Source organism: Klebsiella sp. 1SOBk10mer (genome assembly GCF_046602535.1).
Taxonomy (GTDB): domain Bacteria; phylum Pseudomonadota; class Gammaproteobacteria; order Enterobacterales; family Enterobacteriaceae; genus Klebsiella; species Klebsiella quasipneumoniae.
The window spans coordinates 381,864-398,167 of the sequence record NZ_JBKIUP010000001.1; the positions used below are offsets into that span (position 1 = coordinate 381,864).

Below are 16,304 nucleotides of genomic sequence, written 5' to 3' on the forward strand. Positions count from 1 at the left end.
TGGCAAGCACTGGATTTTTAAAAAGTGTAAGCAAAACACGGCGCAAGTCCGGCGCCGCTTGCGTTGCAGCGACGGTGATGCGTATTTTGGGAGCAATCTGAAGCAGGGGAGAATCGGCATGTTCAGGCTGGAAGATCTGACCTTATTTGTCCGCGCCGCGGCACTGGGCAGTTTTAGCGACGCCGCGCGCGAGGCGGGGCAGCAGCCGGCGCAGGTGAGCGCGGCGATTAAACGTCTGGAGACGATCCTCAATATTCGCCTGTTCGCCCGCTCGACCCGCAGCCTGCGCCTGACGCCGGAGGGGGAGACCTGGCTGCCGTATGCCACCCAGATGCTCGATACCCTCGAGGCCGGCCTGCAGAAGATCCAGACCCCGGATGATGAAATTCGCGGCATGCTGCAGATTGCCGTGCCGTCAGACCTCGGGCGTAACCTGCTCCTGACCTTGTTCCGCGACTTTCGGCAACGCCATCCGGCGCTGCGCCTGCGGCTGCTCTTTTCCGACCAGCTGACCGACGTGTTTAAAGATCCGGTGGACGTCGCGTTTCGCTATGGCAATAACGATGACGCCTCGTTTATTTCGCTGCCGGTGGCGCCGGAAAATCGTCGGGTGCTGGTGGCCTCCCCAGAGTGGATCGCCCGCCACGGCGAGCCGCAGACCCTTCAGGAGCTCGGCCAGCACAATGCGTTGATCTACATTTTGCGCGGCCGCCCGTTCGACCGCTGGTCACTGAGCCTCGACGGAGAAGTTCAGCAGCAGAAGGTCTCCGGCACGGTGATGAGCGACGACGCGGAGGTGATCCGGCGGCTGGCGGTGGCCGGGGAGGGCATTGCCTATAAATCGATGCTCGACGTCAGCGACGATCTGCGGGCGGGCCGCCTGCGGCGCCTGCTACCGCGTTACCAGGGGGATATGGTGCCGTTGAACCTGATTTGTCCGCACCGCAAGCAGCTCTCTGCCGCGGTGCGTTTGTTATATGAAGAGGTGAAAGCACATTGTGAAGGGCTTAATGTCTAACTAAGGTCGCGAAGTAGTAGACCAGCGGGACGGCCAGCACCCACAGGCCAATCGGGATTTCCCGCCACTTGCCGGCGATGGCCTTGATCACAATGTAAAACAGCAGCCCGCCGGCGATACCGGTGCCGAAGCTGTTGGCGATGAGGGTGATCATCACCATCATCAGCACCGGCAGGCCGTCGGTGAAGTTGCCGAGATCCACTTTGCGCAGGCCGCTGAACATGTTCAGGCCGATCAGGATCAGCGCCGGGGCGGTGGCCTCCTTCGGGATCATCAGCGCCACCGGCGTGAACAGCAGCATCAGCAGGAACATCACCGCTGCCGACAGCGCGGTGAGGCCGGTTTTGCCGCCGGCTTCCGCTGCCGCAGATGACTCGATCAGCGCCGTTGCCGCCGGAATCCCCACCCACGGGCCGAGCGCCGCAGCAATCGAATCGACCATAAACGGGCGATTAATCTGCGGCATGTTGCCTTCTTCATCCAGCAGACCTGCCTCGCCGCCCACCGCCAGCGTCGTCCCCATGGTGGAGAAAAACTCAGAAGCGAAAAAGACGAACAGGAACGGCAGGAAGGCGATGTTTAACGCCCCCAGCAGGTCGACCTGTCCCAGCACCGGCGCCAGCGAGTGGGGGACATCGATAAAATGCGTCGGCAGTTTGGTCACGCCGAACGGGATCCCCACCAGGGTAGCGCACAGAATGGCCCACAAAATGGCGCCCGGCACCTTACGCGCCTGCAGGGCTATCGCCAGGAACAGGCCGCACAGCGCCACCAGCGCGCCGGGGGCGAGAAAGTCGCCGAGCATCAGGGCGTTGGTTTTCGCATTGGCGAGCACCAGCCCGGCGTTGCGAAAGCCGAGAACGGCGACAAACAGGCCGATGGAGGCCGTCAGCCCCAGCTTGATCGACTGCGGCACCGAGCGGGTGACCACTTCGCGCAGGCCAAAGCGGGTCAGCAGGAAGAAGAGAACCCCTGACCAGCAGGCGATCCCGAGGCCTGTCTGCCAGCCAATCCCCTCGCTACCGGCCAGCGTAACCCCTACCAGCACCGAGCCGCCAATGCCCGGGCCGACGATAAACGGCAGGTTGGCGTAAAACGCCATCAGCAGCGAACCGACGACGAAGACCAGAATGGTGCCGGTGGTGGCGGCGCCTTTGTCCATCCCGCCGATCGCCAGCAGTCCCGGGATGACCACCAGTAAATAGGCGGCGGCGAGGAAACCGGTGATCCCGGCCAGGCATTCAGTGCGTAGCGTGCCGCCGCGCGAGCGCAGCGCAAAGCGGCGCTCCAGCCAGTTATCGCGGGCGGAAGAGTGAAGTGTGTTATCGGCCATGCTCAGGCTCCCTGAGGATTATTGTTGTGAGGCGTTGGCGCCGGGGTCTCCCGGCAGGCTATCAACGGGTCGACTATCTGGCGGCTGCCGCCGTCGGTGAGACCCAAATCGGTTAAATGCGGCCCGGCGTTACAGGCAAGACAGGTGCCTTCAATAGCCTTGAAGACCCGGTACGGCGGCTCCCAGTCAGCGACTCTGCTGCTCAGATCGCGCAGCTCGCGGAACTGACGCGCCAGCTCGACGGCCGGCAGATCCGACAGCATGCCGGCAATCGGCATCGCCACATGGGCGAGGATCTCGCCCTGTTGCGCCAGCGCCATCCCGCCGCCGGAGGCGATAAGCTGGTTGGCCGCCAGCGCCATATCCTCAGCATCGCGCCCGAGCACCACCAGATTGTGTGAGTCGTGGGAGTAGCTGGTGGCGATGGCGCCGCGCAGCTCGCCCCAGCCTTCAAGCAGGGCGATTTGCGGCGTCGCCTGATGGCGGCCGTGGCGGTGCTTGACCCAGATCAGGCTGAAGCCGGCGGGCAGCTGGACCTGGCCGTCGCGGATCTGCACCTCGACCTCACCCCACTGGGTGAAGCGCGCGCCGCGGATATGGCGCAGGCGGGCGACGCCGTGGCGAATGCCCTTGATGCGCAGGATAAAGTCATCGGCGGCGAGGGGGGCTATCTGTAAGGTATCGCGCGGCGGCGTTACGCCCGGCGCCCGGGCGATCGGCTTCAGCAGGCGGCCGGCCTGGGCCAGCCGTTCCCCGCCAACATAGACTTCGCGGGCCGCCAGTTTTTCCAGGGAGTCAAACACCACCAGATCGGCGCGCCGCCCGGCGGCAATCAGCCCGAGATCGTGGCGCTGCAGACGAATAGCGGCGTTGAGGGTAGCGAAACGCAGCGCGTCGACCGCCGGTAAACCGTGCTCGATCAGCAGGTTGAGCAGGGCGATGATCCCGCCTTTCTCCAGCAGCATATCCGGCGGCACGTCATCGGTGCAGACGGTGATCTGCGAGGAGAGGTGCGGCAGCGTTTTCAACGCCGCGACGATATCCGGCAGCAGATAGGGGTGCGAGCCGCGGATCTCGATCGTCAGACCGGCGCGCAGTTTTTCCAGCGCGTCGTCCGCCGAGGTCAGTTCATGATCGGAGGTGACGCCGGCGGCGAGGTAGGCCTGCAGGTCGGCGCCGCTCAGGCCGCGGGCGTGGCCTTCAATCAGTTTGCCGCTGTTAAGACCGGCCTGGACAATCTCCTGCATCCGCTCGCTGCCGTGCAGCACGCCGTGCATATCCATCACTTCTGCCACGCCGCGCACTTCCGGCCAGCCGAGCATGGTCTCCATTTCCGCGCCGGCGAAATCGGCGCCGGACATTTCGAGGCCGGGGGTGGAGGGCACGCTCGACGGCGCGGCGACCATCACCTGCAGCGGCAGGTGGCGGCTGGCGTCTACCGCGTAGCGCACACCCTCGACGCCGAGGACATTGGCCAGCTCATGCGGATCCCAGAACACCGCGGTGGTGCCCTGGGTGAGGACGATTTCGGCGTAGCGCTCGGGCGGCAGGTGGGAGCTTTCGAGGTGCACGTGGGTGTCCATCAGGCCGGGCGACAGGTAGCCGCCGGACAGGGAACGCACTTCATGGGCGTCGACGCGACTGCCGCGCGGGTGGACGCTGGCGATCATCTCGCCGACGATACCTACATCAGCCGGGCGGATTTCGCCCGTGGCCATATCGACGATCTGCGCATCGACCAGCAGCAGATCAAACGGGGATTCGCCGCGCGCGGCCTGCACGGCGCGACGGCGGACTTGAGCATTGCTGGACATAACCACTCCGGCACAAGGATAATGCGGATACTCTAGGGGCACAGCAAACGTTTGCCCAGATGAATAAATTTATCACCCGATAAGTTCGGGTTATTGTGCAGGACCACCGTAGCGAACCCGATAATGAAAGAACCCTGGCAGCGACTGCCCGCGCTCTCACTTAAACAGCTTCAGTATTTCGTCACCCTGGCCCAGCTGCGCCATTTTACCGATACCGCCAGTCGGCTGGCGATTAGCCAGCCGGCGCTGAGCAGCGCCCTGCGGCAGATTGAAACGGTGCTCGGCGGCAAGCTGGTCAACCGCACCGCTTCGGCGGTCACCCTGACTGAGCTGGGGGCGGCGATTTTACCCCACGCCCAGCGGATCCTCAGCGTGGCGCAGGCGGCCTTTTTCGATATGCAGCAGATCGTCGAGGCGGGCGGCGACGGGACGGTGCGCATCGGCCTGGTGCCGTCGGTCAGTTCGCTGCTGTTTCCTCTGCTGCCGCAGACCCTGGCCCAGGCCTTTCCCCGCCTGCGCATTGAATTTCACGATCAGACCAACGATGCGCTTATCCTGGCGCTGCAGCGTGGCGAGATTGATTTCGGCATCGGGGCGATCGACAGCTCACTGCCCGCGGAATTGCTGGTCTATCCGCTGCGCGACGATCCCTTCGTGGCGGTGCTGCACCGCGACGATCCGCTGGCCGCGCAGGCGCATCTGCCGTGGAAACAGCTGGTGGGGCGGGACATTGCCGTGTTCTCGAAGGGCAATATCCAGCGGCTGGTGGCGGCATTAGTGGAGAGCCATCGCCTGACGCTAACCACCCGCTACCAGGTGGACTATATCGAAACCTTGTATGGCCTGGTACGCTCGCGCTTAGCGGTGGCGATTCTGCCGGAGCTGTACACCACCCATCTGCAGGACCCGGCGCTCAAGGTCGCGCAGCTGCAGCAGCCGGCGTTGACCCGCACGGTGGCCCTGATGCGCGGGCCGCAGGCGCTGCCGCCGCTTATCGAAGACTGTTTTTCCCTGCTACAGGCCGCCTTGCGCTAGGGCAGGTGCTTGATCAGCACGTCTATGGTTAAGTGGTTGATGTACTCCAGCGAGTGTGAGGAGAGGACGCCCAGCAGCCTGTTATGGTGCCCGGCAATAATTAAATCGATCTGCCGCTGTCGAATGCAGGCTTCGACATCTTCAAACCGGCGAGTGGTCACCAGCGAGAGAGTATCCACCGGCAGGGAGACGGTGCAGGCCAGCTCGTTGAGCAGGGCTTTGGCCTGGATCACCTCCTGCGAGACCTGATCGTCGCGCAGGCTGTCGGAAACATAGTTCAGCGCCCGGTAGTCGGTGCTGATGTGGGCGATGGTGATGCGCATGCCGTTCTCTTCCGCCATTCTGGCGGCATGCTCGAGCAGCGGGACGCCGTCCTGACTGCTGTTAATCAGTACCAGCGCATGGTGATAAACGGCCATGGCGTATATCCTCGGTAGGCTAAATAGCGCGTGATGTCATCATTTTCCGCTCGCCAGCAGCGGAATGCAATCTCGCCCGGTCGCTTGATGAGCATGATGGCCGCGATGGTGTCGTTGCAGGGCTAAAGGCTTGTTGTATGAACCGGTGAGTTGCGGTAAATTCCACAACGCTTAACAATTTCACTATTTTGACTCGGGGTGCCCTTCTTCGTTGAAGGCTGAGAAATACCCGTACCACCTGATCTGGATAATGCCAGCGTAGGGAAGTCAGAGACCGCAGGGTCATTGCTTCTACCTCGTCTGGCGGGAGCAAACCATGCCTGAGCTGCTGAATCCCGCGCCTGTCGCGCACCTGCGCCATCTGCTGCGCGCCCATTCCCCCCTTGTGCACTGCATGACCAATGACGTGGTGCAGACCTTTACCGCCAATGTTCTGCTGGCCGTCGGCGCCTCGCCGGCGATGGTGATCGATCCCCGCGAAGCGGCGCAGTTCGCCGCCATCGCCGATGCGCTGTTAATCAACGTCGGCACCCTGACCGCAGACCGCGCCGTGGCCATGCGCGCCGCAGTGGAGCAGGCCCGCCAGGCCGGCAAGCCCTGGACGCTGGATCCGGTAGCGGTCGGCGCCCTGACCGTGCGCACGGCCTTTTGTCACGAGCTGCTGGCCCTGCAGCCGGCGGCCATTCGCGGCAATGCCTCTGAAATTCTGGCGCTGGCCGGGATGAGCGGTGGCGGGCGCGGGGTGGATACCACCGATACGGCCGCCGCAGCGCTGCCGGCGGCCCAGGCGCTGGCTCGTCAGTTGACCACCGTAGTGGCGGTCACCGGCGAGGTGGATTACGTCACCGACGGCGAGCGGGTGCTCAGCGTGGCGGGCGGCAGCGCGCTGATGACCCGGGTGGTGGGCACCGGCTGTGCGCTGTCGGCGGTGGTGGCGGCGAGCGTGGCGCTGCCGGGCGACCGGCTGGAAAACGTGGCCGCCGCCTGCGGGCTAATGAAGCAGGCCGGGGAAATCGCCGCCCGTCACGGGGGACCCGGGAGCTTTGTTCCGGCGTTTCTCGACGCGCTGTATCAGGAGGTGCGCGCATGAAACGCATCAATGCCCTGACCATCGCCGGCACCGATCCCAGCGGCGGGGCCGGTATCCAGGCCGATCTGAAAACCTTCTCCGCGCTGGGGGCCTATGGCTGCTCGGCGATCACCGCCCTGGTGGCGCAGAATACCCGCGGCGTGCAGTCGGTCTATCGTATTGAACCGGACTTTGTGGCGGCGCAGCTCGATTCGGTATTCAGCGATGTGCGCATCGATACCACCAAAATCGGCATGCTGGCGGAGACCGATATTGTGGAAGCCGTAGCCGAGCGGCTGGCGCGCTACCGGGTGGCCAATGTGGTGCTGGATACCGTCATGCTGGCGAAAAGCGGCGATCCGCTGCTGTCGGCCTCGGCGGTGGAGACCCTGCGTCAACGATTGTTGCCGCAGGTGTCGCTGATCACTCCAAACCTGCCGGAAGCGGCCGCCCTGCTTGACGCCCCCCATGCGCGCAACGAGCGCGAAATGCTGGAGCAGGGGCGGGCGCTGCTGGCGCTGGGCTGCGGTGCAGTATTAATGAAAGGCGGCCATCTCGACGATGCCGAAAGCCCGGACTGGCTCTTCACCCGCGAAGGGGAACAGCGATTTACCGCGCCGCGAGTGCAGACCAAAAACACCCACGGCACCGGCTGCACGCTCTCCGCCGCGCTGGCGGCGCTGCGCCCGCGTCACGCCGACTGGGCGGCCACCGTTACCGAGGCCAAGGCCTGGCTGTCGGCGGCCCTGGCCCAGGCCGACTCCCTGGAGGTGGGCCACGGCATCGGACCGGTACACCATTTCCACGCCTGGTGGTAAATGGCAGCGTAACGGGACAGCAGAATCTCCTGAAAAAATGCCCTCCCGGCTGGAAAATAGGCTAAGTCGGTACCAGGCTTAACCTGCCCAAAATAATTGGGTTGGGATAATGCATGCCGGCTCCGGCCGGCCTTACGGGAGATTGCTATGACTGATATTACGCAGTTGCTGGGCAAAGATGCCGAGAGCCTTTTGCAGCACCGTTGTATAACCATTCCGGCCGACCAGCTGTATCTGCCTGGCGCAGATTATGTTGATCGGGTGATGGTGGATAACAACCGGCCACCGGCGGTGCTACGCAATATGCAAACCCTGTACAACACCGGACGTCTGGGGGGGACCGGCTACCTTTCCATTCTGCCGGTCGACCAGGGGGTGGAGCACTCGGCGGGGGCCTCCTTCGCCGCCAACCCGCTGTACTTCGATCCGAAAAATATCGTCGAGCTGGCGATCGAAGCCGGCTGTAACTGCGTGGCGTCGACCTACGGCGTGCTGGCCTCGGTGTCGCGCCGTTACGCGCATCGCATTCCTTTCCTGGTGAAGCTCAACCATAACGAAACGCTGAGCTACCCCACCGAGTACGACCAGACCCTCTACGCCAGCGTTGAGCAGGCGTTCAATATGGGGGCGGTGGCCGTGGGCGCGACGATCTATTTCGGCTCGGAACAATCGCGTCGTCAGATAGAAGAGATTTCCGCTGCCTTTGAGCGGGCGCATGAGCTGGGCCTGGTCACCGTGCTGTGGGCCTATCTGCGCAATTCGGCTTTCAAGAAAGACGGTGTCGACTATCATGTTTCCGCTGACCTGACCGGTCAGGCCAACCACCTGGCGGCCACCATCGGCGCCGATATCGTTAAGCAGAAAATGGCGGAGAATAACGGCGGCTACAAAGCGGTTAACTTCGGCTATACCGACGACCGGGTGTACAGCAAACTGACCAGCGATAACCCTATCGATCTGGTGCGCTACCAGCTGGCCAACTGCTATATGGGCCGCGCCGGGCTGATTAACTCCGGCGGCGCGGCGGGCGGGGAGACCGACCTTGCCGACGCGGTGCGCACGGCGGTGATCAATAAACGCGCCGGCGGCATGGGGCTGATCCTTGGCCGTAAAGCGTTTAAGAAATCGATGGCCGACGGCGTGAAGCTGATCAATGCCGTGCAGGATGTCTACCTCGACGGCAAAGTCACCATCGCCTAAGGCGAAAATCCGGGCGTCACCGCCCGGATTGCTCGTTGTTCCTACCCGATGTCGGGTTTATTAAGACTCCGCCGCGTTGGCGGTAAACGGTTTTGCACTCTGAGCACTGGTAAAGCCAGGCTGTTCAACGCGGATTAACGGGCACAGGAAGAAGGCCAGAATATATAAGGCGGTATAGGCAATCACCACCCCGATGGTGCTGAAATAGGGCAGCAGCACCACGGCGATCGCCGGCGCCAGAAAGTTCGACAGCCCGGCTGACAGGTTATAGACCGAAATCGCCGCGCCTTTATGGTTCGGCTCCAGCGCCGGGAACACCGCCGCCATCGGCACGAATGCGGCGACGAAAATACCCAGGGCAATAGCCGGCACCAGCGCCATCGCAAAGCTGTGGCCAAAGTGCTGAGGGATGTAGTAAAACGCCAGGCTGGAGAACGCCATCCCGATGCAGCCGAACCAGCGAATCACCTTCATCCAGCCCATTTTCTCCGCCACGATCCCCCAGAAAACGTTCGAAAAGATGGTGGTGAAGAAGAAGGCCGCCCACACCTGGAGCCACTCCGAGGTGGTAAACCCCAGCTCATCAACGAACATCATCGGCATAATCACCGCAAAACCAAACAGCGACAGGGTGTTAATAATGCGCACAATGCTCGAGAACAGGATGCTGCGGTTGGTATAGAGTAGCGTCGCGGCGCGCCCCAGTTCGGCGAGTTTTTCGCGAGTGGTCAGGTTCTGCATATGGCGCGGCGTTTCGGTATGACGCATCGACACCAGCGCAATGATGCCGCCGGTGGCGCAAAAGACCAGCGCCAGCCACAGGGTGCCCATTTCGCCAATGTGGGGAATGGTGAAACTCGGAATATAGCTGCCGAACACGCCGATGCCCACGGAGTAGACCGCCCAGAACCAGCCCAGCGCAGAGCTGGAACTGTCGCTGCGAACGTTGTGGATAATGGCGACGATAAATGAGTAGAGGAACAGCGGGTAGGCCAGGCCGCGGATGCCATAAAACAGCAGGATCAGCGCATAGTTGGCGCGACCGAGGCCGAAGACGAGGAACAGTACATGGAATACGCACCACAGCACGAAGCCGATCATCATGGCCTTGCGTGGGGTGATGATCTCCGCTACCACGCCGGAGACCCACGCCGACAGGGCGGCGGCCAGACCGTATAGCGTAAAGGCAAAGGAAGCCTGCGCCGGGGTGAATCCGAGTGCTTTGATGTAGTGCGACAGAAAAGCCAGCTCAAAGCCGTCGCCGGTCATAAACACGGCGATGGCGACATATCCCCAGATGAGGTTGAGCGGTAGACCGTACCACTGTTTGTTATTAACGGACATGTTGACCTCGATTTCAGAGTGCAGATGAGTGTCTCCGCTGCACAGCAGCGGAGCATTATTGTTATTAAAAAAGAGGGATGTTATTCGCGAATCAGCCTGCCGGCCTGTTGTAGCGCCTTATAGGCCTCATACCTGCGCTGATGTAGCGAGCTAAACGCAGTCTCGCTGTGATAGGTGGCATCCACCTGAGTAAATTGCTTCATGGCCTCCGGCAGTGAAGCCGCGATTCCGCCCGCGACGGCGCCGAGGATGGCGGAGCCTAACAGCACCGGCTCGCTGCAGGCGGTGCTCACGACGCTAACGCCACAGGCGTCGGCCAGCAGCTGCCGCACCAGCGGATGCTGTCCGGCCCCGCCGCTGATGACGATATTTTCACTCTCAATTCCGCAGGCGCGCTGGGCGTCGAGGATCTGTCGCAGGCCATAGCCAATCCCGCATAACCCGGCAACGTACAGCGCGGTCAGGTTATCCAGGTCCCGCTCCATCCCCAGCCCGGCAATCAGCGCTTTCGCGTGGGGGTCGGCAAGCGGCGCGCGGTTACCGAGAAACTCGGGCACCACGTGTAGACCGGCGGCCAGCTTGACAGCCTCAGAAGGCGAGGCAGCCTGCGCCAGTACGCGATCTGCCAGCCAGACCGGCAGAGGGACGCCCGCGGCTTTAGCCTGCTCGCAAGCCGCCGCCGCCGCCGGATGGAAGCTCAGCAGCTGGTCGATTGCTGCGCCGGCGGCGCTTTGTCCGCCTTCAATCAGCCAGTAGCCCGGGACCATCGCCGAATAGTAGGGGCCCCAGACGCCGGGGACGAACACCGCTTCCTCAGTGGTGGTCATGGTGCAGGAAGAAGTGCCGAAGACGTAGGCCATATTGTTGACCGCGCCGTTAAGCACCCCAACGGTGCCGATGCCGCCCGCGTGGGCGTCAATCATCCCCACTGCCACCGGCGTGCCGATCGGCAGGCCCATCTCTTCTGCCGCCGTGGCGCAAAGACCGTCGCCGCAGGGGGTTCCAGGGGCGACAATCCGCTGGCCGATGCGGACAAAATCTTCATCCGCCAGCTCGTCGAGGCCAATCTGGCGGAAGTAGCCGGCATCCCAGCGTTGTTCATGCGCCAGGTAGGTCCATTTACAGGTCACCGTGCAGACCGAGCGGGCGTCATCGCCGGTTGAGCGCCAGGTAAGGTAATCGGCGAGGTCGAAGAAGTGGCGCGCCTGCTGATAGATGTGCGGGCGATTCTCCTTCAGCCACAGAATTTTCGGCGTTTCCATCTCCGGCGAGATTTTGCCGCCAACGTACTGCAGCACCGGGTGGCCCGTCGCGTTGATCTTTTCCGCCTGCGCGGTGGCGCGATGATCCATCCAGACAATAATATTGCGGTCCGGATCGTCCGAAGGCCCGACCGCCAGCGGCGCGTCGTTATCGCCAATCACCACCAGCGAGCAGGTGGCATCGAAGCCGAGCCCGGCGATCGACGACGGCGGGACGCCGGCGCTGGCCACCGCGGTTTTAATGCAGTAGCACACCGCCAGCCAGATTTCACGGCTCGACTGCTCAACCCTATTCCCGGCGCTGCGAAACAGGGTAATTTCCCGGGTCGCGTGGGCGAGAAGCTCGCCCCGCAGATTGAAGACTCCGGCGCGCACGCTGCCCGAACCGACATCCACACCAATAATGTTTTGCGTATCGTTTTGCATCACATCCTCTCACAGGCTGGTTACGGGTCAGAGATCCACGCTGTTCGGCAGGATCACAATGTCGCGTACGGTGACGTTTTTCGAACGCGTCACCATAAACAGCACTGACTCCGCCACTTCAATCGGCTGCATCAGACTGCCGTTGGCCAGCGCTTCATCCATTTTGGCTTTTGGCCAGTCGTCCAGCAGCGCGGTCACCACCGGGCCCGGCAGTACGGCGCCGACGCGCACGCCATACTGCGCCACCTGACGACGAGTGGTGTGGACAAACGCCTGCACAGCGAATTTCGACGCGGTATAGACAGGCTCCCAGATCACCGGCACCACGCCCGCGATGGAGCTGGTGAAAATAATATCTCCGGATTGTTGCGCGATCAGATGCGGCAGGACGCTGCGCACGCAGCGGAAGGCGGCGTTGATGTTGAGGTGCAGCACGCGGTCCCAGACGTCCGGGTCGCCCTCGGCCACCGGCCCGCCGATATAGGCGCCGGCGTTGGCGTGGAAGATATCGAGACGCCCGGTAAGCTGCAAAATGCCCTGCAGAAGATTATCGACCTGCTCCGCCTGCATCAGATCCACCTGCAGAGCGAAGGCGTTTTCGCCAAGTTCGGCGACCAGTTTGTTGAGCTTTTCGCCTTCGCGGTCGATTAGCACTACTTTTGCGCCAGCCCCCAGCAGGGTCTTCGCGCACTCGAGGCCGATACCGGACGCCGCGCCAGTGATCGCGGCGACTTTACCGCTGAGGGAAGTATTCATAGAGGAGACAGAGTGGTTCATTTTATAATCCTTTGCCGTGTCTGGTTAAAACTATCGAACCCGAGGGCATCGCGTTCGAGGTTATGGACAAAAACCTGGTAACATATTGAATATCAGCATCATTATTCAGGCTTGCTGGCATGTTAAGGCAGTATGCGCGCGTACTTCCTGGCGTGAAATGGATGCTCAATCGATGAAGCTATGTTGCGCTCGCTTCATCGATTGAGCAAGTGGGGAAATTAACAGCGACATGATTTTGTGACGCAAGTTGGAAAAATGAAGAAGATAACGATTTACGACCTGGCGGAGCTTTCCGGCGTTTCGGCGAGCGCGGTGAGCGCTATCCTCAACGGTAACTGGAAAAAACGCCGCATCAGCGCAAAGCTTGCCGAAAAGGTGACCCGGATTGCTGAGGAGCAGGGCTATGCGATTAACCGCCAGGCCAGCATGCTGCGCAGTAAAAAATCACACGTCATTGGCATGATTATCCCCAAATACGATAACCGCTACTTCGGTTCCGTCGCCGAACGCTTTGAGGAGATGGCCCGCGAGCGTGGCCTGCTGCCGATTATCACCTGTACGCGCCGAAGCCCGGAGCTGGAGCTCGAAGCGGTAAAAGCGATGCTCTCCTGGCAGGTTGACTGGGTGATCGCGACCGGGGCGACCAATCCGGATAAAATTTCCGCGCTCTGCCAGCAGGCGGGCGTGCCTACGGTCAATCTCGACCTGCCGGGGTCTCTCTCTCCGTCGGTGATTTCGGATAACTACGGCGGTGCGAAAGCGCTGACCCACAAGATCCTCGCTAACAGCGCCCGCCGTCGGGGATCGCTGGCGCCGCTGACCTTCATCGGCGGGCGCAGCAGCGACCATAACACCAGCGAGCGTTTACGCGGTTTCCACGATGCGCATCACGAGCAGGGGCTGAGCGTGCCGCAGGCGAATATTCTGGCTCCCGGCTATTCGAAAGGTCACGTTGAGGACTGCCTGCAGGAGCGCTTTGGCAGCACGAAGACGCTACTGCAGGGGATATTTGTTAACTCGACGATATCCCTTGAAGGGGTTGTGCGCTGGCTGTCGCAGGTGGGGCTGACCGGCAGCGAGCAGCCGCCGATGGGCTGCTTCGACTGGGATCCGTTTGTCTATCTGCTGGGGCACGATATCGACATGGTGCAGCAGGACGTGCCGGCGATGCTGGACGCTGTTTTTTCGATTATTGACGCCGGCGAAGCCAGCCAGCAGCGGATTGAAATTCCGCCGCGACTGATGAGCAGCAGCTGAGTCGCTGTTTGCCGTTAGCGCGTCAGCAGCCAGCGAGCGGTATGTTCATCGGTCACCAGGCCGTTGATCCAGCCGCCTTTAAGGGCGGCCAGGATCGCCGGTCGTTTGTATTCTCCACAGGCCGCGGCAATCCGCGGGCAGTGGTTCTGGCGGATATCATAGCTGGTGATCATGCGGTTGATCTCGCTGTCGACCACCTCGCCTTCTGCATCAATAAACCGCCCGAGGATCTCCCCGATGCCGCCGCGGGCGGTCAGCTCATCCATCTGCGCCTGATTGATAAATCCGTCTTTAAAGATCGGGCTTTGCGTGCCCAGCGGACCAATACCGACAAAAATCACGTCCGCCTCCCGGGCGACGCCAGAGACGCTGCGGAATAAGCGATTGGTGCACCACATCTCATACTCATCCGCGGTCTGGGCGTAGCGCGGCGCCGGCCACTGATAGTACTTGGCTTTTATTTTGCTCGTCAGCAGCAGGGGCACGTCATCGTAATAGTTGCACTGCCCGTCGGCGTCCATGGCGCTGATCAGCGCCACGCAGCGGGTATTCAGGCTGTCGAAATCGATGCGCTGCAGCGCTTTTTTCAGGGTCAGGCCCGAGCCCAGACCGATGATTTTCTCTTTATCATCCTGCAGGTAGCGAGCCATCAGCTGATAGCAGCCAAACGATACGCTGTCGAGGGTGCTTTCTTCGCTAAAGGCGGGGACCACATTGCACTCAAGAAGCCGATACTTTTCCTGCAACAACTGCGCATAATCGAGGCAGTTCGCCACTGGATGGTGCAGATTAATCGACACAATCCCTTCTTCTTTCGCGGCGGCGATCAGCCGTTGCACCACCGGTCTGGAGGTGCCCAGCTGGCTGGCAATCTCGCTCTGATTCTGGCCGGCGATGTAGTACATCCATGCGGCACGCACCTTCTGATCCAACCGGATATCGTCTTCTTTACTCATGGTTTCCCGCCCTAAGTTGCTGGCCTGGGCACGCAATTGGCCCGGCGAATACCCGCATTCTCGCCGTGGTTGGCATAACTGGCAAGCTTTTGCTCTCGACTGGTCATTTGTAATTTAATTGGGTAATTGTTCTTTTGTGATCTGTGGCTCTTATTTTGGTCAAATGATCAATTACAGTGGCGCCATCAACTCAAGGAGAGCAGAACATGAACAATCAATTCACATGGCTTCACATTGGTCTGGGTTCTTTTCATCGCGCGCATCAGGCGTGGTATCTGCATCGTCTGATGGCTTCCGGGGATAAGCGCTGGCGCATCGCGGCGGGCAATATCCGCAACGACGCCGAGCAGGTGGTGCAGGCGCTGGCGGCGCAGGGAGGACGTTACGTGCTGGAGACCGTCAGCCCGGAAGGGGAGCGCGAATATGAAGAAATCACCTCTATTCAGAAACTGCTGCCGTGGCAGGCAGGGCTGCAGCCGCTGATTAACGAAGGGGCCAATCCGCAAACAAAAGTTATCGCCTTTACCGTGACGGAAGGGGGGTACTACCTGAACACCCGCCATCAGCTGGAAACCAGCAACCCCGATCTGCAGGCCGACCTGAAAGGCGAATGCAAAACCATTTACGGCACCCTCGCACGAATTCTGGAAAAGCGCATGGCGGACAACGCCGGGCCGCTGACCCTGCTCAACTGCGACAACGTGCGGCATAACGGTGAGCGCTTCCACGACGGGATGGTGGAGTTCCTGCAGCTTACCGGCAAACAGGCGGTGATTGACTGGATGGCCGCGAATACCACCTGTCCGAATACCATGGTGGACCGCATCACCCCGCGTCCGGCGGCCGATCTGCCGGCCCGTATCAAAGCGCAAACCGGCATTGACGATAAGGCGCCGGTAATGGGCGAGACCTTTATCCAGTGGGTGGTGGAGAACAACTTCCGCGATGCCCGCCCAAATCTGGAAGCGGTCGGCGTGGAGATGGTCGAGTCGGTTATCCCCTATGAAGAGGCGAAAATCCGCATCCTGAACGCGTCCCACAGCTGCATTGCCTGGGCGGGGACCTTAATCGGCCAGCAGTATATTCACGAAAGCACGCTCACCGATGCTATCTACGCCATTGCCGACCGCTACGTCACGGAGGATGTCATTCCTTGCCTCGGTGATAACGGCATTGATCTGCCGACCTACCGCGATGTGGTGCTCAAGCGCTTTACCAACCCGCATATCCAGGACACCAACCAGCGCGTTGCCGCCGATGGCTTCTCAAAGATTCCGGCGATGATCGCGCCAACCTTGCAGGAGTGCTATCAGCGCGGCGTCCGTCCGGAAGCGACCGCCATGCTGCCGGCGCTGTTCTTCGTCTTTATGGAGCAGTGGCATAAGGGAACCCTGCCGTATCAGTACCAGGACGGCATCCTGGATGAGCAGGCGGTGCATGAGATGTATGAGGCTCAGGATCCGGTGGCTGTCTTCGCCCGTGATAAAGCCCTGTTTGGTGACCTGGCCGACAACGCGGATTTCCTGGCGCTGATGCGCGAGAAAGTCGCCGCTGTTTACACGCTGATTAAATAAGA

Annotated in this window: 14 protein-coding genes and 1 riboswitch; of the genes, 7 read left to right on the top strand and 7 right to left on the bottom strand. The window is 61.4% G+C overall.

Annotated features, from left to right (window positions below; all coding sequences use genetic code 11):
* Positions 1-118 precede the first annotated feature (118 nt).
* Positions 119-1,018 (top strand): LysR family transcriptional regulator, encoded by a 900-nt coding sequence (locus ACLH1I_RS01750; RefSeq protein WP_004201589.1) that lies wholly within the window; start codon positions 119-121, stop codon positions 1,016-1,018.
* Here the strand turns inward: ACLH1I_RS01750 and ACLH1I_RS01755 are convergent.
* Both ACLH1I_RS01755 and ACLH1I_RS01760 read right to left on the bottom strand, forming a co-directional pair.
* Entirely contained in the window at positions 1,008-2,351 is a 1,344-nt protein-coding gene (locus ACLH1I_RS01755; protein WP_023318729.1) for an NCS2 family permease, read from the bottom strand. The two genes, ACLH1I_RS01750 and ACLH1I_RS01755, sit on opposite strands and share 11 nt — an antisense overlap.
* A gap of 2 nt (positions 2,352-2,353) precedes the next feature.
* A complete protein-coding gene (locus tag ACLH1I_RS01760) occupies positions 2,354-4,165 on the bottom strand; it encodes an adenine deaminase (protein ID WP_151628791.1) in 1,812 nt (603 codons plus the stop codon).
* Positions 4,166-4,285: 120 nt separating this feature from the next.
* Between ACLH1I_RS01760 and ACLH1I_RS01765 the strand changes: the two genes are divergently transcribed.
* Positions 4,286-5,200, top strand: coding sequence for a LysR family transcriptional regulator (locus ACLH1I_RS01765; protein ID WP_025999155.1), 915 nt, complete (start codon positions 4,286-4,288; stop codon positions 5,198-5,200).
* Here the strand turns inward: ACLH1I_RS01765 and ACLH1I_RS01770 are convergent.
* Positions 5,197-5,619: a universal stress protein gene (locus tag ACLH1I_RS01770; protein WP_017899346.1), complete on the bottom strand. Its 423-nt coding sequence runs from the start codon at positions 5,617-5,619 to the stop codon at positions 5,197-5,199. The two genes, ACLH1I_RS01765 and ACLH1I_RS01770, sit on opposite strands and share 4 nt — an antisense overlap.
* A 184-nt stretch (positions 5,620-5,803) precedes the next feature.
* Positions 5,804-5,901, top strand: a riboswitch (TPP riboswitch).
* Positions 5,902-5,935: 34 nt separating this feature from the next.
* Here ACLH1I_RS01770 and thiM point away from each other — a divergent pair.
* The 3 genes from thiM to fbaB all read left to right on the top strand — a co-directional run bounded on the left by thiM (position 5,936) and on the right by fbaB (position 8,706).
* On the top strand, positions 5,936-6,709 hold the full coding sequence (gene thiM, locus ACLH1I_RS01775; protein ID WP_151628789.1) for a hydroxyethylthiazole kinase: 774 nt from the start codon (positions 5,936-5,938) through the stop codon (positions 6,707-6,709).
* Positions 6,706-7,506 (top strand): bifunctional hydroxymethylpyrimidine kinase/phosphomethylpyrimidine kinase, encoded by an 801-nt coding sequence (gene thiD, locus ACLH1I_RS01780; RefSeq protein ID WP_009307429.1) that lies wholly within the window; start codon positions 6,706-6,708, stop codon positions 7,504-7,506. Before thiM ends, thiD begins: the two co-directional genes overlap by 4 nt.
* A 147-nt stretch (positions 7,507-7,653) precedes the next feature.
* Positions 7,654-8,706 (top strand): class I fructose-bisphosphate aldolase, encoded by a 1,053-nt coding sequence (fbaB, locus tag ACLH1I_RS01785; RefSeq protein WP_004201578.1) that lies wholly within the window; start codon positions 7,654-7,656, stop codon positions 8,704-8,706.
* A 60-nt stretch (positions 8,707-8,766) separates the two neighbouring features.
* Here fbaB and ACLH1I_RS01790 read toward each other — a convergent pair whose 3' ends face one another.
* The 3 genes from ACLH1I_RS01790 to ACLH1I_RS01800 all read right to left on the bottom strand — a co-directional run bounded on the left by ACLH1I_RS01790 (position 8,767) and on the right by ACLH1I_RS01800 (position 12,515).
* Complete coding sequence (locus ACLH1I_RS01790; protein ID WP_004201577.1) at positions 8,767-10,050, bottom strand: RbtT/DalT/CsbX family MFS transporter; 1,284 nt, start codon at positions 10,048-10,050, stop codon at positions 8,767-8,769.
* 80 nt (positions 10,051-10,130) lie between these two features.
* A complete protein-coding gene (locus ACLH1I_RS01795) occupies positions 10,131-11,738 on the bottom strand; it encodes an FGGY-family carbohydrate kinase (protein ID WP_198079954.1) in 1,608 nt (535 codons plus the stop codon).
* Positions 11,739-11,765: 27 nt separating this feature from the next.
* Positions 11,766-12,515 (bottom strand): SDR family oxidoreductase, encoded by a 750-nt coding sequence (locus ACLH1I_RS01800; RefSeq protein WP_049116329.1) that lies wholly within the window; start codon positions 12,513-12,515, stop codon positions 11,766-11,768.
* Positions 12,516-12,770: 255 nt separating this feature from the next.
* Between ACLH1I_RS01800 and ACLH1I_RS01805 the strand changes: the two genes are divergently transcribed.
* Positions 12,771-13,772: a substrate-binding domain-containing protein gene (locus ACLH1I_RS01805; protein ID WP_136084910.1), complete on the top strand. Its 1,002-nt coding sequence runs from the start codon at positions 12,771-12,773 to the stop codon at positions 13,770-13,772.
* A 14-nt stretch (positions 13,773-13,786) separates the two neighbouring features.
* On the opposite strand, the gene ACLH1I_RS01810 is transcribed toward ACLH1I_RS01805, so the two are convergent.
* A complete protein-coding gene (locus ACLH1I_RS01810) occupies positions 13,787-14,728 on the bottom strand; it encodes a sugar-binding transcriptional regulator (protein WP_004201572.1) in 942 nt (313 codons plus the stop codon).
* Between the two features lie 206 nt (positions 14,729-14,934).
* Here ACLH1I_RS01810 and dalD point away from each other — a divergent pair, with 206 nt between their 5' ends.
* Entirely contained in the window at positions 14,935-16,302 is a 1,368-nt protein-coding gene (gene dalD / locus ACLH1I_RS01815; protein WP_032456385.1) for a D-arabinitol 4-dehydrogenase, read from the top strand.
* Positions 16,303-16,304: the final 2 nt, after the last annotated feature.